This is a genomic window from Trujillonella humicola (assembly GCF_046233715.1).
Classification (GTDB): domain Bacteria; phylum Actinomycetota; class Actinomycetes; order Mycobacteriales; family Geodermatophilaceae; genus Trujillonella; species Trujillonella humicola.
In genome coordinates this window covers 67252-92635 of record NZ_JBJNRJ010000010.1, presented here as the reverse complement: position 1 = coordinate 92635, position 25384 = coordinate 67252, and the positions used below count along the sequence as shown (strand labels likewise).

The window sequence follows — 25384 nt, the reverse complement described above, 5'->3', positions numbered from 1 at the left end:
GGGCCTACCCGGAGGGGCCGTGCCCGGACACCCGGAACCGGTGGTCATGCTCGTCGCCATGAGCCTGCTGCTGACCGACGTGACCGTCGGCGACCGCCCCGGCCGCGCCGTGCACGTCGTCGGCGGGCGGATCGCCTGGATCGGTCCCGCCGGCGACGCGCCCCGGGCCGCGCGCACGCTGGCGGGCGAGGGAGCCCTGCTCACCCCCGCCTTCGTCGACGCCCACGTGCACGCCACGGCGACCGGCCTCGCCCTGAGCGGTCTGGACCTCCACGGGAGGTCGAGCCTCGCAGCCGCCGTGGCGTCGGTCGCCGACCACATGCGGCGCACGCCCGGCGGCGTCGTCCTGGGCACCGGCTGGGACGAGACCGGCTGGCCGGAGGGGCGCGGTCTGACCCGCGCCGACCTCGACGCGGTCGCGGGGGACCGGCCGGTCTACCTCGCCCGCGTCGACGTCCACTCCGCGACCGTCTCGACCGCGCTGCTCGAGCTCGTCCCCGGCATCGCCGAGCTGCCCGGCTTCGGCGCCGACGGGCGGCTGCGGCTCGACGCCCACCACGCCGCGCGCCAGGCCGCCTACGGAGCCGTGTCCGCCCCGCAGCGGCGCGCCGCGCAGGAGGCGACGCTGCGTGCCGCCGTGGCGCTCGGCATCGGGAGCCTGCACGAGATGGCCGGTCCCGAGGTGTCCGGTGCCGACGACCTCACCGCCCTGCTCGCGCTGGCCGGCGAGGGGCCCGGCCCGCGGGTGCTGGGGTACTGGGGGGAGCTGTCCGAGCGCGGCGGGCTGGACCTGGTGCGCGAGCTGCGCCTGGCCGGCGCCGGGGGTGACCTCTTCTGCGACGGCGCGCTGGGCTCGCACACGGCCGCTCTCGGCTCGCCCTACAGCGACCGGCCCGACACCGCCGGTGCCCTCCGGTTCGAGACGGCCTCCCTGGTGGAGCACGTCCGGGCATGCACGCTGGCCGGGATCCAGGCCGGCTTCCACTGCATCGGGGACGCCGCCGTCGCCCAGGTGCTCGACGCGATCGGAGCGGTCGTCGCGGAGCTCGGCGCGGATGCCGTGCGGGCCTGCCGGCACCGGCTGGAGCACGTGGAGATGGTCGGTCCGGGGATCTCGGACCGGATGCGGGCCTGGGACGTCGTGGCCAGCGTGCAGCCGGCGTTCGACGCGGCCTGGGGTGGGACGGCGGGGATGTACGCCGAGCGCCTCGGAGCCGGCCGGGCGCTGGCCTGCAACCCGTTCGCCGACCTGGTCGACGCCGGCGTCGTGCTGGCGCTCGGCAGCGACGCGCCGGTGACGCCGATGGACCCCTGGGGCGGCGTGCACGCCGCCGTCGACCACCGCACGCCCGGATCGGGCCTGCGTCCCTTCGACGCGTTCGACGCCGCCACGCACGGCGGCTGGTACGCCGTCCGCGACGAGCACGCCGCCGGACCGCTCGGCATCGGCGCCCCCGCCGACCTGGCGCTGTGGGCGACCGACGGCAGCCTGTCGCAGGTGCTGGCCCACCGTGCCCGGCCGGCGTGCCGGGAGCTGGTCGTGGCCGGCGAACCGGTCAGCTCCGCACAGGCGCGGTGACGATCGGGTCACGGTCCGGCACGGGTGACCCGCAGCGGGACGCCCGCGCCGGTGCTGCTCCTACAGTCGCTGCAGTTCCGTCCGGGCACCGTCGGGTGCCCTTCGGGAGCAGGTGCGCGCCCTCCCGGCCGCGCGGGGACGACCTCCGCACCAGCCGGGCCGCCGGAGGTCGCGCCCGGCCTCGAGGGGCGCGCGGCGACTCCGCGGTGCGGACCGTACGCCCGCACCTCCCGGACAACGACCCGCCGACCGCATCCCGCGGCCGGGCGGGACGGCCTGGGAAGTAGCCGCCGGCCGGTCCCGTTCCGGCTTCCCCGGACACCGGAGCGCCTGCTGCGCCCGGCCGGTGGCAGCACCGGCCGGCCGGCGCACAGTGGGATGCTGGCCGGGACCGCGGCGAACGGCGGCGGTCCGGCCGGCGCCCGCCGGCGCGCCACCGCCCGGACGTCCGGGCACGGTTCCGGGAGGCACGGGGTGTCGGCAGCGGCGACGAGCGCACCGGCGGCCGCCGAGCGTCCCGGCCCGGCGCCCGCGCCGGCACGCCGCCGGTGGCCGTGGCGCACGGCGCTGGCCGTCGCGGGCGGTCTCGCGCTGCTCCTGGCGTTCCCCGGCTACTCGCTGCACGGACTGGCCGTCCTGGGTCCCGCGGCGCTGGCGCTGGCCGTTCGGGGGGAGCGGGCCCGTTCCGGTGCGTGGCTCGGCTTCGTGCTCGGGCTCGCCTTCTTCGTGCCGCTGCTGTCGTGGACCGGGGTCTACGTCGGCGCCTTCCCCTGGCTCGCGCTGGCCGTGTTCCAGTCCACCTACCTCGCGCTGCTCGGCGCGGCGACGGCCGTGACCTCGCGCCTGCGGTTCTGGCCGCTGTGGGCGGCGGCCCTGTGGGTGGCCGACGAGGCGTTGCGGGGACGCTGGTTCCTGGGCGGCTTCCCGTGGGGCCGGCTGGGGTTGAGCCAGACCGACGGCCCCTTCCTCGCGCTGGCCGCGTACGGCGGGGTGCCGCTGGTGAGCTTCGCCGTCGCCCTGACCGGCACGCTGCTGGCCGCCGCCGTCCTCGCGCTGGCCCGGACCTGGCGGGCTGCGGACCGCCGGGGCGGCACCGGCCCGTTGGAGCGGCCCGAGCCGCTGCGCGTCGCGGTGCTGGCGGTGGTGGCCGTGCTCGCCGTCCCGCTGGTCGGCGCGCTGGCCTGGCTGCCGCTGCCCGGGGGGTCGTCGACCGAGGGCGGCCCGACCCGGACCGTCGCGGTGATCCAGGGCAACGTGCCGCGCGTCGGGCTGGACTTCAACGCCCAGCGCCGCGCCGTCCTGGACAACCACGTCCGGCAGACCCTCGAGCTGGCCGCCGCGGTGGACCGGGGGGAGGAGCGGCAGCCCGACCTCGTGGTCTGGCCGGAGAACAGCTCCGACATCGACCCGTACACCAACGACGACGCGGCCCGGGCCATCGACCGGGCAGCGCAGGCCGTCGAGGCACCGATCCTGGTCGGCGCGGTGGTCCAGGGCCCCGGTCGCTTCCTCAGCAACACGGGCATCGTGTGGGATCCGGAGACCGGCCCCGGGGAGACGTACGTCAAGCGGCACCCGGTCCCGCTGGCCGAGTACGTGCCCGCCCGCTCGTTCTTCCGGTTCTTCACCGACAAGGTCGATCTCGTGCGGCGTGACTTCCGCGCCGGTGACGAGGTCGGCGTGCTCGACATCGGCGGCGCCCGGGTGGGCGACGTCATCTGCTTCGAGGTGGTCTACGACGGGCTCGTGCACGACACCGTCGACGCCGGTGCCGGGATGCTCGTCGTCCAGACGAACAACGCGACGTTCGGCTTCACCGATCAGAGCGAGCAGCAGCTGGCCGCGAGCCGGCTGCGGGCCGTCGAGTACGGCCGGACCGTGGTCGTGGCGGCGACCAGCGGCATCTCGGCCGTCGTGGCGCCCGACGGCTCGCTGGTGCGCCGGTCGGACCTCTTCGTGCCGGCGACGTTCGTGGAGGACATCGCCCAGCGCGATTCCAGCACCCTCGCCGAGCGGCTGGGCGCCGGCCCCGAGTGGCTGCTGACCGCACTCGGCGTGGGGGCGCTGGCGTCGGTCGCCGTCCCCGGCACCGTGCGTCGCCGGCGTGCCCGGCGCTCAGCCCGCCCCTGAGTTCAGGAGCAAGACGGCCCGCTCGGGCGTTGTACCGGGTGCGGGTCCGCTCCGGCCCCGCACCGAGGAGGGAACTCGTGGGACGTCGTGTGCGGACCGCGGCCGGTGTGCTCGCGCTGGTCGAGCTGGTCGTCTTCGTGCTGGTCGCCAACTGGATCGGCGTGGGTGCCACGATCCTGCTCACCCTGGCCACCAGCGCCCTGGGCCTGCTGCTGCTCGGCCGGCAGGGCACCCGCGCGCTGACCGAGCTGCGGGCCCGCGCGCAGGAGCGCCGCCCGGCCGGCCGCGCCCTGGGCGACGCCGGACTCGTCGCCGTCGGCGGGCTGCTCATGCTGCTGCCGGGCTTCCTCGGTGACCTCGTGGGCCTGCTGTGCCTGCTGCCGCCCACCCGGCCGCTGGTGCGCGGCCTGCTCGCGCGGCTGTTCGTTTCCCGGCTGCCGGCGCACCTGCGCGGTCCCGTGCACGTGCGCAGCGCCCGCGCGGAGAGCGTCCCCGGCCCGGCGCCGCACCCCTCGTCGTCCTCACCGGACCGTCCGCTGGTCATCGAGGGGGAGGTCGTGCGGGACGACCCGCCCCGCTGACCTGAGCCGCCCCTCTCGTCAGGCGCGCGAGCGACCCGGGACGCGGAACGGCCCCGGTGGGTTCTCCCACCGGGGCCGTCCGACGTGCGGGGTGTGCTCAGCTGGCGCGCGTGCGGCGCCCGCGCAGCACCTCGAGGCGCTCGGCGAGCACCTCCTCGAGGTCCTCGACGGAACGACGCTCGAGCAGCATGTCCCAGTGCGTCCGCGGGGGCTTGACCTTCTTGGGGGCCGGCTCGGCACCGCCGACGAGCTTCGCCGCGCCGCCGTCGAACTTGCACTCCCACGTCTCGGGGACCTCGGCGTCGTCGGCGAAGGGCACCGAGAACAGGTGACCCGACGCGCACTTGTACTCGACGTACTGGCGCTCGATCGGTGCGGTGTTCCGCTCGGTCTCGTAGCTCACGCTGCCCAGTCGGCTACCCCGCAGGGAACGCTCGCCCATGGCACACCGTCCTCTCGTGCTGGTGGTGTCTCGGTCACGACCCGATCCGTCCGGCGGGACATACCCACAGGACGGCGGATTCGAAAGGACCAACGGCAGAACTCCGGAAGAGATTCCGCTGCGTCGGCCGCTCATCATCGCATGGAGGGAGATCCGGGCGCTCGGCGGCCCCCTGATCCTCCTGACGGGGGATCAGGGGAGCGCCAGCTGCCCCGGCCCGGCAGCGGTCGGGCCGAGCTGCCCGAGGACGTGGTGCCGCCGGCACAGCACCTGGTAGTGCACGTCGGCGTCGGCCGACGGCTCGCCGGGCGCCGGCGTCGGAGCGGTGTCGGCGACGACGACGGTCGCCCCGTGCCGCACCAGCGCGCCGTCGACGACGCGGGCGTTGAGCAGCCCCGGCAGGCCGCACCAGCAGAGCACCTCCACCTGCACCCGCTGGACGTCGTCGGCCACCTCCAGCAGCCGCTGGGTGCCGGGGAACAGGCGGGTGCGGAAATCGGTGGTGAGCCCGAACGCCCAGACGTCCACGTGCGACTCGTCGACGAGCTCGGCGAGCTGGTCGACCTGCGCCGGCGCGAGGAACTGCGCCTCGTCGACGATCAGGTAGTCCACCCGGCGGCCGTCGGCCCAGTGGCTGCGGACCAGCAGCCGCAGGTCGGTGGTGGAGTCGACCTCGACGGCCTCCCGGCTGAGCCCGACCCGCGAGCTGATCCGTGGCCGCCCGGACCGGTCGCCCTGGGTGAGCAGCAGTCCCGAGCGTCCCTGGCGGGCCTGGTTGTGGTCGACCTGCAGCGCCAGCGTGGACTTCCCGCAGTCCATCGGCCCGTGGAAGAAGCGCAGGTGCGCCGGCGCCGGGTGGCTGCGCCGGTTCCCGGCAGCCGGGACGGCGGTGGGCCGCTGCCGGGCGCGCCGGTCGGGGTCGGGCACGGTCATGGCCACCGCGTCGTCGGGAGGAGTCACAACCGCTCCGGGGGTGTGTCGCCCGCGGCCAGGACGGCGCGGCGCTTCGGGAGGAGGGCCGGCAGGACGAAGCCGGCGACGCAGGAGCCGTCCGTGGCGACAGTCACGGCACGCTGCTCACGGCACGCTGCTCACGGCACGCGGCTCACGGGAGGTCGTCCGGCACGACGCCGCCGGGGAACGCCGCCACCGCGGTGGTGGGGCGCGTGGGGTCGACGAAGGCCGGCCGGTCCTGCTCCCGGGCGCGCAGGGGCACCAGCCCGCGGGTGATCGCCGCGGCGATGCGGTAACGCGCCCGGTTGGCGTCCCCGGTCCGGCCCATGCGCAGGTCGTCGAGCCGCACCGGCGGGCCCACGTGCACCCGCAGCGCGGGGCGCCGCACCACGGCGCGGGCGAGGGTGCGCAGCTTGCCCCAGTCGTTGGCGTACTGCAGGACCTCGTGGGCGCCCCACTGGCTGACCGGGATCACGGGCACCCCCAGGCCCAGCGCCATCCGCGCCATGCCGGTGCGCCCGCGCTCGGGCCAGCCGTCGGCGGCCAGCCCGACCCGCCCCTCGGGGTAGGCGACCACGTGCCCGCCGTGGACGAGGGCCACCTCGGTGACCCGGACGGCGTGTCGGGCCAGCTCGGTGCCGCGCTCGACCCGGATGGCACCGGTGCGCTCCAGCAGGGGGCCGGCCACGGGTGCCCGCAGGATCCCGCCGGTGGCCATGATCCGCGGGACCACGCCGACCCGGTGCAGCGCGACGGCGACGACGAAGGGGTCGAAGTCGCCGATGTGGTTGGCAGCCAGCAGCAGCGGACCCCGGCGCAGCTCCTCGGGGATGCTCCCGGTGACCTCGACCCGGCCGAACAGGCCGACGAGCCAGGAGAACCGGCGCAGCACGAACCGCCAGAACCACCACGGCGGCGCAGCGGCGATGGCCAGCTCCCGGGCGAACCAGTCGGGGTCGTCGGGCCGGAGGAGCTGCTCCAGGTGGTCGGGCAGCGGCGGCGTCCCCGGCCGCCAGTCGCGCCGGCTCACCGCGGCTCCCACTGCCCGCGCTTCTCCAGGACGGCGCGCAGCATCGACGGGCGGTCGGTCATGATGCCGTCCACCCCGAGGTCGAGCATGGCCTCGGCCTCCTCCTCGGTGTCGACGGTCCACACGTGCACCTGCAGCCCGCGCTCGTGCGCCGTGGCCACGAACCGCTCGTCGACCAGGGCGCGCCCGCCCAGCCGCAGGGGCACCTGGGCGCAGCCCGCGTCGATGCGGACGAGGCCGGCGGCGCGCGGGGAGTAGGAGGACAACCGCAGCGCGGCCACCCCGCGCGGTCCCAGCGAGGTGCACACCGAGGGGCCGAACAGGCGGCGGGCGGCGGCGATGCGGGCGTCGGAGAAGGAGCCGAGGCAGATGCGGTCGGTCATGCGCATCCGGCGGACCAGCCGCACCAGGGGGGCCAGGACACCTGCGGCCTTGACGTCGAGGTTGAAGCGGACGTCGGGCCAGGCGTCGAGGAGGTCCTCCAGCCGCAGGATCGGCTCGCGTCCCCCGATGAGCGCGGTCGACACCTCCGACCAGGGCAGCTGGTCGAGGCGGCCGCTGCGGTCGGTCACGCGGTCCAGCGTCGGGTCGTGGAACACGACCGGGATGCCGTCGGCGGTCACCTGGACGTCGGTCTCGAGGTAGCGGTAGCCCATGTCCACGCAGGCCCGGAAGGCCGGCATGGTGTTCTCGACGTGCTCGATCGCCCCGCCGCGGTGCGCCATCGCCAGCGGGGTCGGCGCGTCGAGGAACGCGAAACGGGCCGGGGGCACGCCCGACACGCTAGTGCGACGCGCCGACACGCTGGTCAGGCCCTCGCCGGGCGCGTCGCGGATGCCCGGCACAGCGGCCGCCTGGAGTGTCGGGCGTGTTCCCCCGGACCTGTCGGTGGCGGCGTCTACGGTGCCTCCCGTGGCAGATCAGCAGGGGCCCGTCGTCGTGCTCGAGGGCGAGGGCCAGGGTCCGGACGGCGATCGGGGGAGTTCGGGGCAGCGGCGGTGCGGCTGGTGCCGGCGGGTGCTGCCGCAGCAGGGTTCGGTGGGTCGCCCGCGGCTGTACTGCGGCCAGGCCTGCCGGCAGCGCGCCTACGAGCAGCGCAACGCCACGGCGAAGGCCGGGCTGTCCGGTGACGTCGTCCTGGTGACCCGCGCGGAGCTCGACGGCCTGCAGGACCGGCTGTACCAGCTGCGGTGCGCGCTGGAGGACGTGCAGACGTTGCTGGGCGAACGGCCGACCAAGGCAGAACTGGAGCGCTCCATCGCCGAGCTCGTGCGCTCGACGGGCCGGCTCGACCGGCTCTGGGTCTCCGAGCGCGCCGGCTGAGCCGACCGGCCCGGCCGTGGATCAGTCCGGGTCCTGGTTGTCCTCGCCCTGCTCGACGTCGCGGTGCGGGTCCGAGAAGTTGGGGCCGGGCCCCGGCCCCTGGTTCACCTCGTCGTCGGTCGTGCCGTCCCGCTGGTCATCGCCCGCCGCGCCGCAGCCGGTCAGGGTGGCGCCGCCGCCGAACAGGGCGAGGGCGGTCAGGAGGGTGGCGAGGGGACGGCGGAGGTGCATACCTCCGACCCTAAGGAGATCGTCGCCGGAGCGCTCGTCGGATCGCCTCACATCACCCCCAATTACGTCACCGTGACGTTACTGGGGTGGTGTCCCTGGGTGGCGGGGAAGCGGTCCAGGTGGCGATCGGACGCCTCGGACCGATCGCCGACCCCGCCCGGTGGACCCGGATCGGCGGGTCGGGCACCGAAGAGGCGGGATCGGCGGTGGGATCGGCGACGGGCGGACGTCGGACACCGGGCGGCCAGCGGTCCGGGCCGGTGGCGCGCGGGAGGAACTGGCGCGCGGGGGGAACTCCGCGGCGGAGGGTCGGTGCCGGCCGGGTGACGTCCGGACGGCTTCCCGGGCGGCGCGGAGGTCGCCCGGGTCGACGTCGGCACGACGCGGCGCCGCCGAACCCGGGACAGCGCCGGTTGTCCTGCGTCGGCTGCATCGTCCCCGAGCGCCGATAATGCACATTATGTCAGGTAGTGGTCCGGTGTCCGGGTCGATCAGGTCCCCGGCGCCCGGTACCCCACCTGGCCGGCGCGGGTCAGCGCCTCCAGCGTCTCCTCGACCGTGAGCAGCACCGTCGTCTCGACCGGGTCGAGCGCACCACCCGCGGCGATCGCCAGGACGACGGCCGCCATGGACACGTTGTCCGGCGCCTCCCAGAGCGTGAACCCGTCGTGGGAGCCGAACGCGTACCAGAAGCCGTGGAGGTGCCCGCCGACCGACTCGATGTACGCCCGCGCCGCCTCGCGACGGTCCTCGGGCCGGGCGATCAGCCTCGACCAGGTCTCCGGGGTGTAGCCGAACCTCGTCAGGTACAGCGGCATCGGTCCCCTCCCGTCCGTCGCCGGCGGTCCGGCCGGACGGGATGCCCGCCGGTCGGCTTCGGAGGGCTCGAGGTGACGGCCGTCGTGGCGGCCCGGGGCGCCTGGCGAGGGGGCTCGTCCGGCTGCGGCGGACAACGGCGATCGGAGGACCCCTGTCCTCCCACTCCAACGTATAGCGCAGCGGGGGGCTTGCGGCAAGACCCGGGCGCTGCCGCACACTCGCCCGGCCGACGTCCTGACCTGCTAGGACGCGCCTCCCGGCGTCCTCTCCACCCCATCCTCTCGGAGCCGCCCTCGTGACCACCGGCACCGCCTGCGTCTTCGACCTGCCCGCCCACCTGTCCCCCAAGGCCGACCCCGCGCTGATCGCCGCCGACGAGGCCCACCTCACCGCCGTCGCCGCGAGCCTCCGGCGGACGGTCGCGGACCTCACCGGCCGGCTCGACGCCGAGCGCCGCGCCACCGGGCGGCACGGCCAGGCAGCCCTCGACCGCGACCTCGAGGTGCACCGGCTGACGGCGCGGCTGCGCCTGCTGCGCCGCTTCGGCCTCGACCTGTGCCTGGGCCGCATGGTGCGCGCCGACGGCGCCCCGCCGGTGTACGTCGGCCGGCTCGGCCTCACCGACGGCGAGGGCCGGCGGCTGCTCGTCGACTGGCGCTCCCCTGCCGCCGGGCCGTTCTTCGGCGCGACGCACGCCGACCCGATGGGCCTGGCCAGTCGCCGGCGCTACCGCTGGACCCGCGGCCGGGTGACCGACTACTGGGACGAGGTCTTCACCCCCGACGGGCTCGAGGGGCACGCGGCGCTGGACGACCAGTCCGCGTTCATCGCGAGCCTGGGCACCACCCGGTCCGACCGCATGCGCGACGTCCTCGGCACGATCCAGGCCGACCAGGACGCGATAATCCGGGCCGGATCGCGCGGGGCACTGGTCGTCGACGGCGGCCCGGGCACCGGCAAGACCGTCGTCGCCCTGCACCGGGCGGCCTACCTGCTGCACTCCGAGCCCGCGCTCGCCTCGCGCGGCGGCGTGCTCGTCGTCGGCCCGCACGAGCCGTACCTGGCCTACGTCGCCGACGTCCTCCCGGGTCTCGGCGAGGAGGGCGTGCGCACCTGCACCCTCCGGGACCTGGTGCCGGGGGGTGCTGCGGCGCCGCCGGAGGACGACGTCGAGGTGGCGGGTCTCAAGGGCGCGCTCGCCCTCGTCGACGCCGTGGACGCCGCGGTCCGGTTCTACGAGGAACCGCCCGGCGAGGGCACGACCGTGAGCACGCCGTGGGCCGACGTCCGGCTCACCGCCGACGACTGGGCCGAGGCCTTCGCGGCCGCCGACCCGGGAACTCCCCACAACGAGGCCCGCGAGCAGGTGTGGGAGGCGGTGCTCGACGTCGTCGTGGACGCCCACGAGGGGGACGTCGAGCCCGACCGGGTCCGTGCGTTGGTGCAGCGCGACCGCGAGCTGCGCCGGACGCTGGAGCGCGCGTGGCCGCTGCTCGACCCGGCGGACGTCGTGGGCGACCTGTGGTCGGTCCCGGCCTACCTGCGCCGGTGCGCGCCCACCCTGACCACCGAGCAGGTGCAGCGGTTGCAGCGGGCCGACGCGCGCGCGTGGACGGTCGCCGACCTGCCGCTGCTGGACGCCGCCCGGTCGCGGGTGGGCGACCGGGAGGCGGCGCAGCGGCGGCAGCGGGAGGCGGCGGCGGTGGCCGTGGAGAAGGAGCGCATGTCCCGGGTCGTCGACGAGCTGATCGCCGCGGACGACTCCGAGCTGCTCCTGATGACCAGCCTGCGCCACGCCGACCTGCGCGACGCCCTGGTCGACGAGGCCGCGCTGCCCCGCGCCGCCCCCGACCGGCTCGCCGGACCGTTCGCCCACGTCGTCGTGGACGAGGCCCAGGAGCTGACCGACGCGGAGTGGCAGATGCTGCTGCGGCGCTGCCCGTCGGGCAGCCTGACCGTCGTCGGCGACCGCGCGCAGGCCCGGCGTGGCTTCGCCGGGAGCTGGGAGGAGCGGTTGACCGCGGCCGGCCTCCGGGACGTGCGGCTCGCGTCGCTGACGGTCAACTACCGGACGCCGGCAGAGGTCATGGCCGAGGCGGAGCCGGTCATCCGGGCCGTGCTGCCCGACGCCAACGTGCCGACGTCGATCCGCCGCGGCGGCGCCCCTGTGCGGCACGGGCAGGTGGCCGAGCTCGACGCGGTGCTCGACACGTGGCTGGCCGCCCACGCCAAGGGCACCGCGTGCGTCATCGGGACGGCCCCCGTCCGGGAACGCCCGCGGGTGAGGGCGCTGCCTCCGGCGCTGGCCAAGGGTCTGGAGTTCGACCTCGTCGTCCTCGTGGACCCCGGCGGCCCGGGCGACGGCGTGGCCGGTGCGGTCGACCGCTACGTCGCGATGACGCGGGCGACCCAGCAGCTGGTCGTCCTGACCGGGTGATGACCCCGGCGCCGCGCGGGAAGGGCCGGCGTCCCCGGACGGCGGTCGGCAACGAGAGACCGCGCGGAACTGCCGGAACCGGCAGGTTCGGCACGCCCCCTGGATGCGCACCGCGACCTCATGAACCTGAAGCGACCGTTCGTCCTCCTCGTCCTCGTGGGTTCGCTGACCGCCTGCGGGGACGACACCCACGGCCCCATCGAGCGCTGGTTCGGTGACCGTGACACCACCGAGCAGGACAGCGGGGGCAGCGGCGGAGCCGGTCACGAGGAGACCGACGGCTGACGTCCCCTCCGGAGGTCAGTGCCAGTCGCTGATCCGGACGTCGCGCGGGTCCGGGGCGCCCCGGCCGGTCTCCACCAGCTCCTCGAGGCTCATGAGGTAGGTGGCCCACGTGGTGCTGCAGTGGTGCATGAACTCGACCTCCTCGCGCCAGCCCTCGTGCCGGAACAGCACGATGGTCCACTCGCCGTCCCGGCGGATGTCCCAGCGGATGCGGCGGTGCAGGATGTCCGCCATCCTCCTTCGTCCTCTCAGTCGTCGTGCTCTCGGTCGTCGTGCTCTCGGTCGTCGTGCTCTCGGTCGTCGTGCTCTCGGCCGTGGTCGGCGGAGGCGGCGCGCTGGATCGCCTCGGCCATCCCCTTGATCCGCTGCAGGCGGCCGTCCCACGCGGCGCCGACCTCCGACAGCTGCGCGACGGCCCGGGCCAGCTGCGTCTCGTCGACCCGGTAGCGCCGCTCGCGGCCGGCGGTCGAGGGGTGCACCAGTCCCACCCGGGCGAGGACGGCGAGGTGCTTGGCGACGGCCTGCCGGGTCACCGGCAGGTGCTCGCTGAGCCCGGTCGCCGTGACGGTCCCGCGGCTCAGCAGCAGGTCGAGCATCCGGCGGCGGGTGGGGTCGCCGACCGCCGACCAGAGGGCGTCGTCCACCGCGACGCTCATGCCCGCGCCCCGACCTCCGCGGCGTAGGCGAGGAGCCGCGGGAGGTAGAAGTCCCAGCCGGTGACGTGGTCGGCGCGCTCCTCGGCAGCGCGGGCCTCGTCCCACCCGCGCTCCCGGAAACCGCTCTCGGTCATCCGCAGGAGCGTGCCCTCCCCTGCCGGCTCGAGCTCGAAGACGACGAGGAGCGAGTTGCCGGCCGCAGCGGCCTGCCCCTCCTCGTGGGTCCAGCGGAAGGAGAACAGCCGTGGGGGCACGGCGTCGACGACCGTGATCCGGACCCAGGTCCGCCCCTGCCCCGGGTCACCGAAGCCGATCCGGCCGTTCCCCCCGGGTTCGGCCGGGAACTCCGCCTCGTCGGGCCACCACTGCCGCAGGTGCTCCGGGCTGCTCACCACGTCGAAGACGACCTCCGGGGATGCGTCGACGTGCAGCTGCCGCTCGATCGTGCCGAACTCCATGACCTGCCCTCCCGCAACCATCGGTTGCGATGAAGCTAGCCGCGCGCCGCCAATAGCGCAACCGCTGGTTGCGGATTGGCGCCCGGGAAGTCCGTGTTGCATCGTCGAGGAGCTAGGGCTGTGTTGCCCAGGGCCGTTGACCGGTGTGCCGGGGATGTTGCTGACAGGAAGTCTGTTGGGCATAACGGTGGACCACCCGGTCGGCTGCCGGCTGCGTCTGCGAGGCTGGGCCTCTCGCCGATCCGCCCAGGAGGGAGCCGACCGTGGACGTCCTCGGCCGGTTCTGGGCTCGTGTCGCCACCCCGGTGGACGCCCCGCCGCGCGAATGGCTGCTGGCCGTGGCGGCCGCCGCGCTGCTCGTCGTCCTCACCCCCGCGCTGTGGCGTCCGGCGCGCACCGTCGTCACGATCGCCCACGAGGGCGCGCACGGGCTGGTGGCGCTCGCGGTCGGCCGCCGGCTGGCCGGCATCCGGCTGCACTCCGACACCTCGGGGCTGACCGTGTCCGCCGGACGGCCCACCGGTCCGGGCATGGTCCTGACCTGCGCGGCCGGCTACACCGGCCCGGCCCTGTTCGGCCTCGGCGCGGCCGCTCTCTTCGCCGCCGGGTACGCGGTGGGGCTGCTGTGGGCGTTGCTGGCGCTGCTCGCGCTGCTGCTCGTGCAGATCCGCAACTGGTTCGGGCTGTGGTCGGTCCTGGCGACCGGCGCCGTCGTGCTCGCGGCCACCTGGTGGTTGCCGCCGTCCGGTCAGGCGCTGTTCGCCGCCGGTCTGACCTGGTTCCTGCTGCTGGCAGCGCCCAAGACGGTCGTCGAGCTGCAGCGCGCCCGGCGACGGCGGTCGGCCCGGGACTCCGACGCCGACCAGCTGGCCCGCCTCACCGGCGTGCCCGCGCTCGCGTGGGTCGGCGTCCTCCTCGCCGTGGACCTGGGCTGCCTCCTCCTCGGTGGCTCGTGGCTGCTCGGCTGATCAGGCGCGGGCGCGGCGGCGCGGAGCGGCGCCGTGCGGCTGCCGCACGGGCTCGACCGGCGGGGCCGGCGGGATGTCGACGGTCTGCTCCCGCTCCCCCACCGTGATCCGCCGGCCGTGGTGGTGCACGTCCAGCGGCTCCCCCTCGACCAGCCGGTAGGTCGCCTGCTCCCGCCCGATCTCCACCTCGAGGATCCGCCCCTGGTAGACGACGCGGAACCGCAACCGGCTCAGCCGCGGTGGCAGCCGGGGGGCGAACAGCAGCCTCCCGTCGTGGTCGCGCATGCCCCCGAACCCGGCGACGGCCACGGTCCACCCGCCGGCCATCGACGCGATGTGCAGCCCGTGGCCGGAGTTGCCGTGCAGATTCTGCAGGTCGGTCAGCGTGGCCTCGGCCCAGTAGTCGTAGGCCAGATCCAGGTGCCCGGTCTCGGCGGCGACGACCGCCTGCTGGGCGGCCGACAGGGAGGAGTCGCGGACCGTGCGCGCCTCGTAGTAGGCGAAGTCGGCGGCCTTCTCCTCCTGGGTGAAGGCGTCTCCCCGCAGGTGGAGGGCCATCACCAGGTCCGCCTGCTTGATGACCTGCTTGCGGTAGATCTCGAAGTACGGGTAGTGCAGCAGCAGGGGGTAGCAGGACGGCGGGGTGGCCTCGAAGTCCCACTCCTCGTGGTGGGTGAAGTTCTCCGACTGCATGTGCACACCCAGCCGGGCGTCGAACGGCACGCGCATGAGCCGGGCGGCGCGCTCCCACTGCGCCACCTCGTCGTCGGTCACCTGCAGCCGGCCGGCGACCTCGGGCTGCCGGGCCACGGCCCGGGCGGCCTCGCGCAGGTTCCGCTGCGCCATGAGGTTCGTGTAGACGTTGTTGTCGACGACGGCGGTGTACTCGTCGGGCCCGGTGACCCCGTCGATGCGGAAGCCGTCCTCGGTGTCGAAGTGCCCCAGCGAGGCCCACAGCCGCGCGGTCTCCACCAGCAGCTCCGCGCCGTGGTCGCGGTCGAACTCGTCGTCCTGGGTGGCGTGCCAGTAGCGGACGACGGCGTCGGCGATGTCGGCGTTGATGTGGAAGGCGGCGGTGCCGGCCGGCCAGTAGCCGGAGGTCTCCTCACCGCGGATGGTCCGCCACGGGAAGGCGGCTCCCTGCCGGCCCAGCTCCCGCGCCCGGTCCTTGGCGAGGTCGAGCGTGGAGTGCCGCCAGCGCAGGGCGTCGCGGGCCGCGTGGGGTGCGGTGTAGGTGAGCACCGGGAGCACGTAGGTCTCGGTGTCCCAGAAGGTGTGCCCGTCGTAGCCGGGACCGGTGAGCCCCTTGGCCGGGATGGGTTGCCGCTCGGCGCGCAGTCCGGCCTGCAGCACGTGGAAGAGGCCGACGCGGACGGCCTGCTGCAGCTCGTCGTCCCCCTCGACCTGGACGTCGGCCTGGGCCCAGAACTCGTCGAGCACCGATCGCTGCTCGCTGACCAGCCGCTCGAACCCGGCCAGCTTGGCGGTGGCCAGTGCCCCCTCCACCTGGTCGCGCAGCGCCGCGGCCGACCGGCGCGAGGACCAGCCGTAGGCCAGGTACTTCACCAGCTTCAGCGGACGGCCCTGGGGCAGCCGGGCGGCGAGGGTGAACCGCGCGAGGTCCTCCCCGGACTCGATGTCCTCGGTGGCGGTGTCGGGAACGTCGACGACGTGGTCCATGCCCGCGGCCACGCGCAGGCCGCTGCGCCGGGTGCGGTGCACCAGCACCGCCCGCTGGCCGCGGCCGACGGCGAGCTCGCTGAGCAGCGGTCGGCGCAGCGCGGCAGCGGCCCGCGGATCGTCGGACTCGCTGCCGCTGTCGACCGGCTCGTTGGCCAGCAGGTCCGACTGCACGGCCACGTACAGGTCGCCGCGGCCGTCGGTGCACTCGACGGTGTACTCGATGGCGGCGATCGACCGGCGGCTCAGCGACACCATCCGGGTGCTGGTCACGGTCACGGTGCGGCCGGCCGGGGACCGCCACTCGGTGACCCGGCGCAGCGTGCCGCGGCGCAGGTCGAGGGTGCGCCGGTGGTCGACCACCTCGCCGTAGTCCAGGTCCAGCGGGGTGTCCCCGACCAGCAGCCGGATGAGCTTGCCGTCGGTCACGTTGACCACGGTCTGGCCCTGCTCGGGGAACCCGTAGCCGGCCTCGGCGTAGGGCAGCGGCCGCTCCTCGAAGAAGCCGTTGAGGTAGGTGCCCGGCACGACGATCGGCTCCCCCTCCTCGAAGGAGCCGCGCATGCCGATGTGCCCGTTGGCCAGTGCGAACACCGACTCGTGGGTGCCCAGCGAGGCGTGGTCGAGCCCGATCTCGGTCAGCGCCCACGGCTCGATGGGGAAGGTCGCCCGCCCCTCCGTCATGCCCGCTCCCCCGGGGCCGCCGCGGCGGTGCCGTCCAGGAGGTCGGCGAGGTCGGTGACGACGACGTCGGCGCCGTGCCCGCGCAGCGCGTCGGCCTGCCCGACCCGGTCCACCCCCACGACGTACCCGAACTCCCCCGCCCGCCCGGCGGCCACCCCGGCCAGGGCGTCCTCGAAGACGACGGCCTGCGCCGGCGGCACGCCCAGTGCCCGCGCCGCGGCGAGGAACGTGTCGGGCGCGGGCTTGCCGCGCAGCCCCTCGCGCGCGGCGACCACGCCGTCGACGCGGGCGTCGAGCAGCTGCCCGAAGCCGCCGGCGGCGACCACCTGCTCGCCGTTGGCCGAGGCGGTGACCACCGCGGTGGCCAGGCCCGCCGCCCGCGCCGCCTCCAGGAAGCGGATCGAGCCGGGGTAGACCTCCACGCCGTGCTCCTCCAGCTCGCGCAGCAGCAGGACGTTCTTGCGCCGGCCGACGCCGTGCACGGTGGGGGCGCCCGGGCCGTCGTCGGGTGTCCCCTCGGGCAGCGTGATCCCGCGGCTGGCGAAGAAGTCGCGGACGCCGTCGGCCCGCGGTTTGCCGTCGACGTAGCGGTTGTAGTCCAGCTGCGTGAACTCGGGGGCGCCCGGGTCGCGGGCCCGCAGGAACTCGTCGAAGGTCCGCTTCCAGGCGGCCATGTGGACCGACGCCGTCCGGGTGAGGACGCCGTCCATGTCGAAGAGGCAGGCACGGATGCCGTCGGGGAGGCCGAGCACGCTGCGACGCTACCGGCGACGACGCCCCCGTGACGGATGAACGCCTCCTGGCCCGCCACCGGCGGGCTCCCCCCGGCCGGCGAGGCGGCGGGTCCCTGCAGGAGGCCGCGCGGCCGCTTCCCTCCTAGGGTCGGCAGCTGACCCCCCACGACCTGCGAGGAGCTCCCATGGCCGACCGCCCGGTGCCGCCCAGCCCCTACGACTTCCTGCCGCCCGTCCCCTCGTTCGAGGTCACCAGCAGCGACCTGCGCGACGGCGGGACCATGCCCGCGCCCCAGGTCAGCGGCGTCATGGGAGCGGGCGGCGAGGACCGGTCCCCGCAGCTGTCCTGGTCGGGCTTCCCCGAGGGCACCCGCGGCTTCGCCGTCACCGTCTTCGACCCCGACGCCCCGACCGCCAGCGGTTTCTGGCACTGGATCGTGACCGGGATCCCGGCCTCGGTCACCGAGCTGCCCGCGGGCGCCGGCAGCCAGGACGGCGCGGGCCTGCCGGACGGGGCGCTGCAGCTGCGCAACGACGCCGGCTTCGCCGGGTACGTGGGCGCCGCTCCCCCGGCCGGCCACGGGCCGCACCGCTACTTCGTGGTCGTGCACGCGCTCGACACCGACGACCTGGGCGTGCCCGCCGATGCCTCGGCGGCCTTCCACGGCTTCACCCTGTTCGGCCACACGCTGGCGCGCGCCACGCTGGTCGTCAGCTACGAGCAGGAGTAGGACGGCGTCGGCTCAGGACGGCAGGTCCGCGACGCCGGTCGTGCCGATCCAGGCGAAACCCACCCGCTCGTAGACGCGGGCGACGTCGTCGTCGCCGGCGGTGAGGAAGACGAGGTCGGCGGTCTCGCGGGCGTGCTCGGCCAGGGCCGAGGTCAGGCCCGCCCCGAGACCGCGACCGCGCAGCCGTGGCAGCGTGGCCACCCCGGTGATCTCGCTGACCTCGCGGCCGTCGACGTCGAGCGGCTGGTGCGAGCCCACGGCCACCGGCTCGCCGTCCTCCACGGCCACCATCATCACGGTGCGCCCGGTGGCGATCCGCTCGCGCAGCACCTCGGTGCGCGGGCCGGCCGCCACCCGCTCCTCGACGGTGGCGGCGCCGCCCGTGCTGCCGGACGGGGTGGCGAAGGCCAGCTCGGCCAGCCGCTGGTAGCGCGGCAGCTGCGGGTCCTCCGCACCGACCAGGTAGAGCCGGACCCCGTGCGGCAGCAGCAGCTCCATCGCGGTGTCGAGCACCAGCAGCGGCAGGTACTCGACGGTGAGGCCGGCCTCCCGGGCAGCGGCCGCCGTGCCCCCCGACCGCTCCCAGATCCACTCGAGCGCGACCGGCAGCCCCGACGCCTCCTGCAGGCCCATCGCGGCCCGCACGTCGTCGGTGGTGACCGGCGCGCCCCCCGGACGCGGGCGGGCGGGGTAGGGCCAGGCGGGCGCGACCACGGGGACGTCGAGCCCGCCGACCCGCTCGATGCGGCCGTCGGGCAGCGGAGCGGCCGCGTGGTACTGCTCGATGCAGTCGAACAGCCCGGAGTGCGCCACGCGGCCGACAGTAGACGCCACCCGGCCGTCCGTCCGCCGTCCGCCCGCCCCTCCGACCCGGGTGCCGGCGCGCGCCCACCCCGGTCGGGTGACCCGGGGCGTGGGCGCCCCGCCCGTGGACGGCACGATGGGCGCCGTGACGGCAGGGACCCGGGCCATCTCGCCCTATGCGGTGTTCGACCGCGCCTCGTGGCGTGCGCTCGCGGCCGGCTCCGCGCTGCCGCTGGACGAGCAGGATCTGGCCGAGCTCAAGAGCCTCGGCGACCGCATCGATCTCGACGAGGTCGCGACCGTCTACCTCCCCCTCGCCGGCCTGCTCAACCTGCACGTCGAGGCGAGTCGAGGGCTGTGGGCGGCCCGCAACCGCTTCCTCGGGGACACCAGCGCCAAGGTCCCCTACGTCATCGCCGTCGCCGGCAGCGTCGCCGTCGGCAAGAGCACCACCGCCCGGTTGCTGCAGACCCTGCTCGCTGCCGGGCCGGGGGCACCCCGGGTCGACCTGGTCACCACCGACGGCTTCCTGCTCCCCAACGCCGTCCTCGAGGCCCGCGGGCTGCTCGGTCGCAAGGGCTTCCCGGAGAGCTACGACCGGCGGGCGCTCATCCGCTTCCTCGCCGAGGTCAAGAGCGGCCGCGGCCGGGTGTCCGCGCCGCTGTACTCCCACCAGTCCTACGACGTCGTCCCCGGCGACACCCAGGACGTCGACCGGCCCGACATCCTCGTGCTCGAGGGTCTCAACGTCCTGCAGGCCGGGCGGCGGGCCGACGGGCGCGCGCCCGAGGTCTTCCTGTCGGACTTCTTCGACTTCTCGGTCTACGTCGACGCCGCCGAGAGCGACATCCAGGAGTGGTACGTCGAGCGGTTCCTCGCGCTGCGCCGCACCGCGTTCGCCGACACCGGCGCCTACTTCCACCGCTTCGCCGACCTCAGCGACGAGCAGGCCCGGCAGACCGCGCTGGAGATCTGGCGGTCGGTCAACGTGCCCAACCTCCGGGAGAACATCGTGCCCACGCGCTCCCGGGCACGGGCGGTGCTGCAGAAGGCCGCGGACCACTCGGTGCGCCGGGTCCTGCTGCGCAAGATCTGACCGGTCCTCGCTGCTCCTCCTCCCCTGCGACACCCGCGGCCGCTCCGCGGCGACGATGTTGGGGATAACGGTCGTGGGACGAAGGCGGACGCGAGGCGACGGCGGCGCGCTGGCAGGTCTCGCCAACCCGGGAGGGTGACTCCGTTCCCCGGACACCTGACACCGGACGTGAGCCGGAGCACACTTCTCGTCATCCGGTCACCAGCCGGGCACGAACCGTCATCACGCGGCCCACCCGCCGCCGATCGGGAGTGATCCCCATGTGCGCTCACGTACGCCCCTGCCCCGCCGCCGACGACGACGCGCGCGACCTCGCCGCGGTGGTGAGCAGCCACCCCGAGCAGGGGTGGAGCCTGCTCTGCAACGGCGTCGTCCTGTTCGACGACGACGGCGAGCTGCTGCCCGACGGCCGGGCCGTGGCCCACCACCGCGACTTCGTGCCGGTGCTCGCCGGCGCCTGACGCCCGTCCCGGGTCCCCGCCGTGGCGGGGACCCAGGGGCCGCGGCTACGCCTGACCGGCGCCGACGACGTCCTCGGTGGTGCCCAGGTCGTCCGGAGCGCCCTGACCCCGGTCGGGGACGTGCGCGACCGGTGCGGCCGCCGGCCGGACGTGGTCCGACGGCTCGGCGAACGCCTCCGGCGGCGGGCACGAGCACACCAGGTTGCGGTCGCCGTAGGCCTGGTCGATCCGGCGCACCGGGCTCAGGTAGCCGCGGCCGGTCAGGCTCGGCACCGGGTACACCGCCGTCGACCTCGGGTAGGGCCGGCCCCACTCCCCCGCCACCATCGCCAGCGTGTGCGGGGCGTTGCGCAGCGGGTTGTCCTCCCGGTCGTACTCGCCGGTGGCGACCTTCTCGATCTCCCCGCGGATGGCCACCATCGCCGCCACGAACCGGTCGAGCTCGCCCTTGTCCTCGCTCTCGGTCGGCTCGACCATGAGCGTGCCGGCGACGGGGAAGCTCATCGTCGGCGCGTGGAACCCGAAGTCGACCAGCCGCTTGGCGATGTCGTCGTTGGTGATGCCGGTGGCCTTGGTGAGCGGCCGGACGTCGAGGATGCACTCGTGGGCGACCAGCCCGTCGCGGCCGGTGTACAGCACCGGGAAGTGCTCGCGCAGCCGCGCCGCGACGTAGTTGGCGGCGAGGATGGCGTGCTCGGTCGCGCGCTGCAGCCCGTCGGGGCCCATCAGCCGCAGGTAGGCCCACGAGATGGGCAGGATGCCCGCCGATCCCCACGGCGCGGCGGAGACAGCGGGCCCGCGCCCGCCGGTGTCGGCCAGCGGGTGCCCGGGCAGGAACGGCACCAGGTGCTCGCGCACGCCGATGGGGCCGACGCCGGGACCGCCGCCGCCGTGCGGGATGCAGAACGTCTTGTGCAGGTTGAGGTGGCTGACGTCGGAGCCGAAGCGGCCCGGCCGGGCCAGGCCGACCATCGCGTTGAGGTTGGCCCCGTCGACGTACACCTGTCCGCCGGCGTCGTGCACGGCGGCGCAGATGTCCTGCACCTCGGTCTCGAACACCCCGTGCGTCGACGGGTAGGTGATCATGATCGCGGCCAACCGGCCGGCGTGCTGGTCGACCTTGACCCGCAGGTCGGCCAGGTCGACGTTGCCGGCCTCGTCGCAGGCGACGACGACCACGCGCATCCCGGCCATGACCGCGCTGGCGGCGTTGGTGCCGTGCGCGGAGCTGGGGATCAGGCAGACGTCGCGGTGCTCCTCCCCGCGCGACCGGTGGTACTCCCGGATGGCCAGCAGCCCGGCGAACTCGCCCTGCGAACCGGCGTTCGGCTGGACGCTGACCGCCGCGTAGCCGGTGATCTCGGCGAGCCCCTCGCACAGCTCGTCGATCAGCCGGCGGTAGCCACGGGTCTGCTCGGCCGGGGCGAAGGGGTGGATGCCGGCGAACTCGGGCCAGGTGATGGCGGCCATCTCGACGGCGGAGTTGAGCTTCATCGTGCACGAGCCCAGCGGGATCATCGTGCGGTCGAGGGCGAGGTCCTTGTCCGACAGCGACCGCAGGTAGCGCAGCAGCGCCGTCTCCGAGCGGTGCGCGGAGAAGACCGGGTGGGTCAGGTACGGCGTGGTGCGGCGCAGCCCGGCCGGGAGCGCGTCGGGACCGTCGTCGTCCAGCGCCGACTCGTCGGCCGGCACGCCGAACGCCTCGGCCACCAGCGCCAGCACCTCCGGTGTCGTCGTCTCGTCGCAGGCGACGGCGACGGTGTCGGCGTCCACCAGGCGCAGGTTGACCCGGCGCTGCGCGGCGGTGCGGACGACCTCGGCGGCGCGGCCGGGGACGGCGACGGTCACGGTGTCGAAGAAGGCCTCGTGCGCGACCTGCAGGCCGCCCGCGCGCAGCCAGCCGGCGAGCGCCACCGCGCAGCGGTGCACCCGGGCGGCGATGCCGGCCAGCCCCTCGGGACCGTGGTAGACGGCGTACGCCCCGGCCATGACGGCGAGCAGGACCTGCGCGGTGCAGATGTTGCTGGTCGCCTTCTCCCGGCGGATGTGCTGCTCGCGGGTCTGCAGCGCCAGCCGGTAGGCGACGTCGCCGTCGGCGTCCACGGAGACGCCGACCAGCCGGCCGGGCAGCTGCCGTGCCAGCCCCTCGCGCACCGACAGGTAGCCGGCGTGCGGGCCGCCGAAGCCCAGCGGGACCCCGAAGCGCTGGCTGCTGCCGCAGGCGACGTCGGCCCCCCACTCCCCCGGTGCCTCCAGCAGCGTCAGCGCGAGCAGGTCGGCGGCGACGACGACGGCCGCCCCCGCCTCGTGCGCCGCGGCGGCCAGCGCCCGGTGGTCGCGGACCGCTCCGCTGGCGCCCGGGAACGACAGCAGGACACCGAACGCGCCGGCCTCGGGCAGGTCGGCGGGCCAGCCGCCGGACAGGTCGGCGACGTGCAGGCGGATGCCGAGCGGCGCGGCGCGGGTCTCGAGCACGGCGAGGGTCTGCGGCAGGGTGTCGGCGTCGACGACGAACACCGCCTCCGGCTTCGCCCGGCCGGCGCGGCGGACCAGCGTCATCGCCTCGGCGGCGGCGGTGGCCTCGTCCAGCATCGAGGCGCCGGCCACGGGCAGCCCGGTGAGGTCGGCGACGGTGGTCTGGAAGTTGAGCAGCGCCTCGAGCCGGCCCTGGCTGATCTCGGGCTGGTAGGGCGTGTAGGCGGTGTACCAGGCGGGGTTCTCGAGGATGACCCGCTGGATGACCGCCGGTGTGACCGTGCCGGAGTAACCCAGCCCGATCATGGAGGTGACGACCTCGTTGTCGGCGGCCCGCTCGCGCAGCGCCGCGAGGACGGCGGCCTCGTCGGCGGCGGCCGGGAGGTCCAGCGGGCGGCGGTCGCGCACGGCCTCGGGCACGGTGGCGTCGACCAGCGACTGCAGCGAGTCGTACCCGACGGCCGCGAGCATCTCGGCGGTCTCGGCCGACCGGGGGCCGATGTGCCGGCCGGCGAAGGAGCCGGCGGGGCTCAGCGACCGCAGCGACGGGAGGGGGCTCGACGAGGGGCTCGGGGCAGCGTCCGCCATTGCTGCGACGCTACCTCAATCGCCGGGCCACCTGCCCGACGGTCCGCCTCGCGCGAGGGCCCGGCCCAGGCTCCGCTCAGACCGCCTTGCGGCGGCGACGCAGCGACAGCTCGTCGTCGGCCTGCACCGGCGCGCCGTCGACCCGCTCGGCCGGCAGCTCGGCCAGCTCGCCGGACAGCTCGCGCAGCGCGCCGGAGACGGCGATGCCGAAGACGCCCTGCCCGCCGGCCAGCAGGTCGACGACCTCCTCGGCGGAGGTGCACTCGTAGACGGTGGCGCCGTCGGAGAACAGCGTGACGTTGGCGAGGTCCTTGATCCCGCGGTTGCGCAGGTGGTCCACGGCCTTGCGGATGTTCTGCAGCGAGACCCCGGTGTCCAGCAGCCGCTTGACGACCTTGAGCACCAGGACGTCGCGGAAGGAGTACAGCCGCTGGGTGCCCGAGCCGGTGGCGCTGCGCACCGAGGGGGCGACCAGCCCGGTGCGGGCCCAGTAGTCCAGCTGCCGGTAGGTGATGCCGGCGACGGCGCACGCGGTCGGGCCGCGGTAACCGACGAGGTCGGTGTCCACCTCGTCGTACGAGGGGGCGCCGACGGCGGCGTCACTGAAGAGCTGACCCTGGGAGCCAGTGCTCTGGTCGCTCACGTCGGCGTCCCTCCTCCGCGTCCCGCCCCCGGTCGGGGACGGCGACCCGGTACGGCACCCACGGACGGCGGTGTCACACCGGTGTTGTTCGCCGAACGGTAAGCCGGGCCCTGGGGTCGGTCAACTGAGCGGGGCGGCGTGTCGCTGCACTCGACCCGAAGGGAGGGTATCGGCGGTGCTGCCGCTGCACTGGAGCCGGGACGGTGCGGGCGGGGCGGGTGTGACGACTGTTCCTCCCGGGGTCACACCGGCCCCTCCGGTCCCGGCGCGGGCGGGGTCCTCAGCCGCCGGAGCCGGAGCCGGCGCCGAAGTCCTCCGGGGAGATCTGGTCGAGGAACTCGCGGAACTTCTCCACCTCGTCCTCCTGCTCGTCGGGGATCTCGATCCCGACCTCGTCGAGCAGCGTCTCGGCGCCGAAGATCGGCGCCCCGGTGCGGACCGCCAGCGCGACGGCGTCGGAGGGACGGGCGCTGACCACGCGGTCCTCGCCCAGCACGAGCTCGGCGATGTAGATCCCGTCGCGCATCTCGGTGATGTTGACCGCCTCGAGCGTGGCACCGAGCGCCCGGACGACGTCGCGGAGCAGGTCGTGGGTCATCGGCCGCGCCGGCCGCACGCCCTGCTGCTCGAAGGCGATCGCGGCGGCCTCGACCGCACCGATCCAGATGGGCAGGTACCGCTCGCCCTGCGTCTCCTTGAGCAGCAGGATCGGCTGGTTGCCGGGCAGCTCCACCCGGACCCCGACGACACGCAGTTCCTGCACGGGAGACTCCTCGGCTGCGGCGGTACGGCTGATCGGGTCCCGGGCCGACGCGATCGGGACGCCCCGGGGACCTGTGGCGACCACGGTACGCCCGACCTAGGAGCGCAGGAGGTCCCGGAGTCGCGCCTCCAGCAACGCGGTGTGCAGCTGCGCGGACAGCCCGGCGAGCTCGCGCAGCTTCTCCGTCGCCCGGGCCCGGGCGTCCTCCGACCGGGCCCTCAGCACCGGCGTGACCAGCTGCTCGACCAGGCCGGCCTCGCGCTCGGCACCGGTCCGGTAGACCCGCAGGTGCCGTGGTTCCAGGCCGTGCCGTGCCAGCGCGGCGGCGGCCCGCGCGACGGGCAGGTCCGACGCCGGGTGCCGGCCGTCGGCATCGGTCGCGAGCAGCCCGAACTGCACGCAGTCGGCGAGCTGCGCCAGGTCCATCCCGGCGGCCGCGGCGAACGCCTCGGGGGTCATCGCGCCGTCGCCCGCGCCGGCCTCGGCCACGGCCCCCGCCGCGTCGGCCGCCGGCCCGCCGGCTCCGGGCAGGGGCATGCCTCGGTCCAGCGCGTCGAGGTGCTCCTTGATCACCCGCAGCGGCAGGTACTGGTCGCGCTGGGCGGCCAGCACGTACCGCAGCCGCGCGACGTCGGCCGGGGAGAACTTCCGGTAGCCGGACGCGGTGCGCTCGGGGTGGACCAGGTCCTCGGACTCGAGGTACCGGATCTTGCTGATCGTCACGTCGGGGAAGTCGTCGCGCAGGACGCTCAGCACCTCCCCGATCGTGAGCCGGGAGACGTGCTCGTCGGCGCCGTCCCCGGACGCGCGGGCTCGCGCTCCGGCCACCGGC

At 75.2% G+C, this 25384-nt stretch carries 26 protein-coding genes; 10 read left to right on the top strand and 16 right to left on the bottom strand.

All coding sequences use genetic code 11. The features are described 5' to 3' along the window. Positions 1-19 precede the first annotated feature (19 nt). The 3 genes from ACK586_RS07980 to ACK586_RS07970 all read left to right on the top strand — a co-directional run bounded on the left by ACK586_RS07980 (position 20) and on the right by ACK586_RS07970 (position 4290). A complete protein-coding gene (locus ACK586_RS07980) occupies positions 20-1579 on the top strand; it encodes an amidohydrolase (RefSeq protein ID WP_409329927.1) in 1560 nt (519 codons plus the stop codon). Between the two features lie 474 nt (positions 1580-2053). Further along, positions 2054-3709, top strand: coding sequence for an apolipoprotein N-acyltransferase (gene lnt / locus ACK586_RS07975; RefSeq protein WP_409329926.1), 1656 nt, complete (start codon positions 2054-2056; stop codon positions 3707-3709). 77 nt (positions 3710-3786) lie between these two features. Beyond that, complete coding sequence (locus ACK586_RS07970) at positions 3787-4290, top strand: FxsA family protein (protein WP_409329925.1); 504 nt, start codon at positions 3787-3789, stop codon at positions 4288-4290. Positions 4291-4387: 97 nt separating this feature from the next. Here the strand turns inward: ACK586_RS07970 and ACK586_RS07965 are convergent, their stop codons facing one another. The 4 genes from ACK586_RS07965 to ACK586_RS07950 all read right to left on the bottom strand — a co-directional run bounded on the left by ACK586_RS07965 (position 4388) and on the right by ACK586_RS07950 (position 7489). Next, on the bottom strand, positions 4388-4732 hold the full coding sequence (locus ACK586_RS07965; RefSeq protein WP_409329924.1) for an RNA polymerase-binding protein RbpA: 345 nt from the start codon (positions 4730-4732) through the stop codon (positions 4388-4390). 192 nt (positions 4733-4924) lie between these two features. After that, positions 4925-5692 (bottom strand): thymidine kinase, encoded by a 768-nt coding sequence (locus ACK586_RS07960; protein WP_409329923.1) that lies wholly within the window; start codon positions 5690-5692, stop codon positions 4925-4927. Positions 5693-5837: 145 nt separating this feature from the next. Continuing rightward, positions 5838-6716 (bottom strand): lysophospholipid acyltransferase family protein, encoded by an 879-nt coding sequence (locus tag ACK586_RS07955; protein WP_409329922.1) that lies wholly within the window; start codon positions 6714-6716, stop codon positions 5838-5840. After that, the gene (locus tag ACK586_RS07950) at positions 6713-7489 is read right to left on the bottom strand and encodes a glycerophosphodiester phosphodiesterase family protein (protein WP_409329921.1); all 777 of its coding nucleotides are present in this window, start codon (positions 7487-7489) and stop codon (positions 6713-6715) included. The genes ACK586_RS07955 and ACK586_RS07950 overlap by 4 nt, the downstream gene beginning before the upstream one ends. 139 nt (positions 7490-7628) lie before the next feature. Between ACK586_RS07950 and ACK586_RS07945 the strand changes: the two genes are divergently transcribed. Next, the gene (locus ACK586_RS07945) at positions 7629-8039 is read left to right on the top strand and encodes a hypothetical protein (RefSeq protein WP_409329920.1); all 411 of its coding nucleotides are present in this window, start codon (positions 7629-7631) and stop codon (positions 8037-8039) included. Between the two features lie 21 nt (positions 8040-8060). On the opposite strand, the gene ACK586_RS07940 is transcribed toward ACK586_RS07945, so the two are convergent. Both ACK586_RS07940 and ACK586_RS07935 read right to left on the bottom strand, forming a co-directional pair. Then, positions 8061-8270, bottom strand: coding sequence for a hypothetical protein (locus ACK586_RS07940; protein WP_409329919.1), 210 nt, complete (start codon positions 8268-8270; stop codon positions 8061-8063). 491 nt (positions 8271-8761) lie between these two features. After that, positions 8762-9088 (bottom strand): GYD domain-containing protein, encoded by a 327-nt coding sequence (locus tag ACK586_RS07935; RefSeq protein WP_409329918.1) that lies wholly within the window; start codon positions 9086-9088, stop codon positions 8762-8764. 296 nt (positions 9089-9384) lie between these two features. On the opposite strand from ACK586_RS07935, the gene helR reads away from it, so the two are divergent. After that, positions 9385-11526 (top strand): RNA polymerase recycling motor ATPase HelR, encoded by a 2142-nt coding sequence (helR, locus tag ACK586_RS07930; RefSeq protein ID WP_409329917.1) that lies wholly within the window; start codon positions 9385-9387, stop codon positions 11524-11526. A gap of 120 nt (positions 11527-11646) precedes the next feature. Continuing rightward, the gene (locus ACK586_RS07925; RefSeq protein ID WP_409329916.1) at positions 11647-11811 is read left to right on the top strand and encodes a hypothetical protein; all 165 of its coding nucleotides are present in this window, start codon (positions 11647-11649) and stop codon (positions 11809-11811) included. A gap of 15 nt (positions 11812-11826) precedes the next feature. Here the strand turns inward: ACK586_RS07925 and ACK586_RS07920 are convergent, their stop codons facing one another. Genes ACK586_RS07920 through ACK586_RS07910 form a run of 3 tightly spaced genes read right to left on the bottom strand, consistent with a single transcriptional unit; the run spans position 11827 to position 12925 of the window. Next, positions 11827-12045 carry a hypothetical protein gene (locus ACK586_RS07920; protein WP_409329915.1) on the bottom strand — a complete coding sequence of 73 codons (219 nt, stop codon included), beginning with the start codon at positions 12043-12045 and terminating at the stop codon, positions 11827-11829. Between the two features lie 14 nt (positions 12046-12059). Further along, complete coding sequence (locus tag ACK586_RS07915; protein ID WP_409329914.1) at positions 12060-12467, bottom strand: ArsR/SmtB family transcription factor; 408 nt, start codon at positions 12465-12467, stop codon at positions 12060-12062. Next, positions 12464-12925, bottom strand: a complete 462-nt coding sequence (locus ACK586_RS07910; RefSeq protein WP_409329913.1) for an SRPBCC domain-containing protein — start codon at positions 12923-12925, stop codon at positions 12464-12466. The genes ACK586_RS07915 and ACK586_RS07910 overlap by 4 nt, the downstream gene beginning before the upstream one ends. Before the next feature lie 263 nt (positions 12926-13188). Here ACK586_RS07910 and ACK586_RS07905 point away from each other — a divergent pair, with 263 nt between their 5' ends. Continuing rightward, positions 13189-13893, top strand: a complete 705-nt coding sequence (locus tag ACK586_RS07905) for a M50 family metallopeptidase (protein WP_409329912.1) — start codon at positions 13189-13191, stop codon at positions 13891-13893. Here ACK586_RS07905 and ACK586_RS07900 read toward each other — a convergent pair whose 3' ends face one another. Together ACK586_RS07900 and ACK586_RS07895 are read right to left on the bottom strand one after the other, a co-directional pair. Further along, complete coding sequence (locus ACK586_RS07900) at positions 13894-16257, bottom strand: glycoside hydrolase family 65 protein (protein WP_409329911.1); 2364 nt, start codon at positions 16255-16257, stop codon at positions 13894-13896. Continuing rightward, complete coding sequence (locus tag ACK586_RS07895) at positions 16254-17009, bottom strand: HAD family hydrolase (RefSeq protein ID WP_409329910.1); 756 nt, start codon at positions 17007-17009, stop codon at positions 16254-16256. The genes ACK586_RS07900 and ACK586_RS07895 overlap by 4 nt, the downstream gene beginning before the upstream one ends. A 167-nt stretch (positions 17010-17176) precedes the next feature. On the opposite strand from ACK586_RS07895, the gene ACK586_RS07890 reads away from it, so the two are divergent. Continuing rightward, entirely contained in the window at positions 17177-17722 is a 546-nt protein-coding gene (locus ACK586_RS07890) for a YbhB/YbcL family Raf kinase inhibitor-like protein (protein WP_409329909.1), read from the top strand. Positions 17723-17734: 12 nt separating this feature from the next. On the opposite strand, the gene ACK586_RS07885 is transcribed toward ACK586_RS07890, so the two are convergent. Beyond that, positions 17735-18535, bottom strand: a complete 801-nt coding sequence (locus ACK586_RS07885; RefSeq protein WP_409329908.1) for a GNAT family N-acetyltransferase — start codon at positions 18533-18535, stop codon at positions 17735-17737. Positions 18536-18662: 127 nt separating this feature from the next. Between ACK586_RS07885 and coaA the strand changes: the two genes are divergently transcribed. Both coaA and ACK586_RS07875 read left to right on the top strand, forming a co-directional pair. Beyond that, a complete protein-coding gene (coaA, locus tag ACK586_RS07880) occupies positions 18663-19622 on the top strand; it encodes a type I pantothenate kinase (RefSeq protein ID WP_409329952.1) in 960 nt (319 codons plus the stop codon). A gap of 260 nt (positions 19623-19882) precedes the next feature. Continuing rightward, the gene (locus tag ACK586_RS07875; protein ID WP_409329907.1) at positions 19883-20083 is read left to right on the top strand and encodes a DUF5999 family protein; all 201 of its coding nucleotides are present in this window, start codon (positions 19883-19885) and stop codon (positions 20081-20083) included. Between the two features lie 45 nt (positions 20084-20128). On the opposite strand, the gene gcvP is transcribed toward ACK586_RS07875, so the two are convergent. The 4 genes from gcvP to ftsR all read right to left on the bottom strand — a co-directional run bounded on the left by gcvP (position 20129) and on the right by ftsR (position 25380). Further along, positions 20129-23146 (bottom strand): aminomethyl-transferring glycine dehydrogenase, encoded by a 3018-nt coding sequence (gcvP, locus tag ACK586_RS07870; RefSeq protein ID WP_409329906.1) that lies wholly within the window; start codon positions 23144-23146, stop codon positions 20129-20131. Positions 23147-23222: 76 nt separating this feature from the next. Next, the gene (locus ACK586_RS07865; protein ID WP_425330374.1) at positions 23223-23789 is read right to left on the bottom strand and encodes a MerR family transcriptional regulator; all 567 of its coding nucleotides are present in this window, start codon (positions 23787-23789) and stop codon (positions 23223-23225) included. Positions 23790-24069: 280 nt separating this feature from the next. Then, positions 24070-24552: a bifunctional nuclease family protein gene (locus ACK586_RS07860; protein WP_409329905.1), complete on the bottom strand. Its 483-nt coding sequence runs from the start codon at positions 24550-24552 to the stop codon at positions 24070-24072. Positions 24553-24648: 96 nt separating this feature from the next. Beyond that, positions 24649-25380, bottom strand: a complete 732-nt coding sequence (gene ftsR, locus ACK586_RS07855) for a transcriptional regulator FtsR (RefSeq protein WP_409329904.1) — start codon at positions 25378-25380, stop codon at positions 24649-24651. Positions 25381-25384 lie beyond the last annotated feature (4 nt).

Excerpts from the sequence above, each read along its gene's own strand:
- ACK586_RS07965 (WP_409329924.1), bottom strand. The coding sequence starts at position 4,732 with ATGGGCGAGCGTTCCCTGCGGGGTAGCCGACTGGGCAGCGTGAGCTAC.
- gcvP (WP_409329906.1), bottom strand. The coding sequence starts at position 23,146 with ATGGCGGACGCTGCCCCGAGCCCCTCGTCGAGCCCCCTCCCGTCGCTG.
- ACK586_RS07910 (WP_409329913.1), bottom strand. The coding sequence starts at position 12,925 with ATGGAGTTCGGCACGATCGAGCGGCAGCTGCACGTCGACGCATCCCCG.
- ACK586_RS07915 (WP_409329914.1), bottom strand. The coding sequence starts at position 12,467 with ATGAGCGTCGCGGTGGACGACGCCCTCTGGTCGGCGGTCGGCGACCCC.
- ACK586_RS07900 (WP_409329911.1), bottom strand. The coding sequence starts at position 16,257 with ATGACGGAGGGGCGGGCGACCTTCCCCATCGAGCCGTGGGCGCTGACC.
- ACK586_RS07925 (WP_409329916.1), top strand. The coding sequence starts at position 11,647 with ATGAACCTGAAGCGACCGTTCGTCCTCCTCGTCCTCGTGGGTTCGCTG.
- coaA (WP_409329952.1), top strand. The coding sequence starts at position 18,663 with ATGGGCGCCGTGACGGCAGGGACCCGGGCCATCTCGCCCTATGCGGTG.
- ACK586_RS07935 (WP_409329918.1), bottom strand. The coding sequence starts at position 9,088 with ATGCCGCTGTACCTGACGAGGTTCGGCTACACCCCGGAGACCTGGTCG.
- ACK586_RS07890 (WP_409329909.1), top strand. The coding sequence starts at position 17,177 with ATGGCCGACCGCCCGGTGCCGCCCAGCCCCTACGACTTCCTGCCGCCC.
- ACK586_RS07920 (WP_409329915.1), bottom strand. The coding sequence starts at position 12,045 with ATGGCGGACATCCTGCACCGCCGCATCCGCTGGGACATCCGCCGGGAC.
- ACK586_RS07875 (WP_409329907.1), top strand. The coding sequence starts at position 19,883 with ATGTGCGCTCACGTACGCCCCTGCCCCGCCGCCGACGACGACGCGCGC.
- ACK586_RS07940 (WP_409329919.1), bottom strand. The coding sequence starts at position 8,270 with ATGCACCTCCGCCGTCCCCTCGCCACCCTCCTGACCGCCCTCGCCCTG.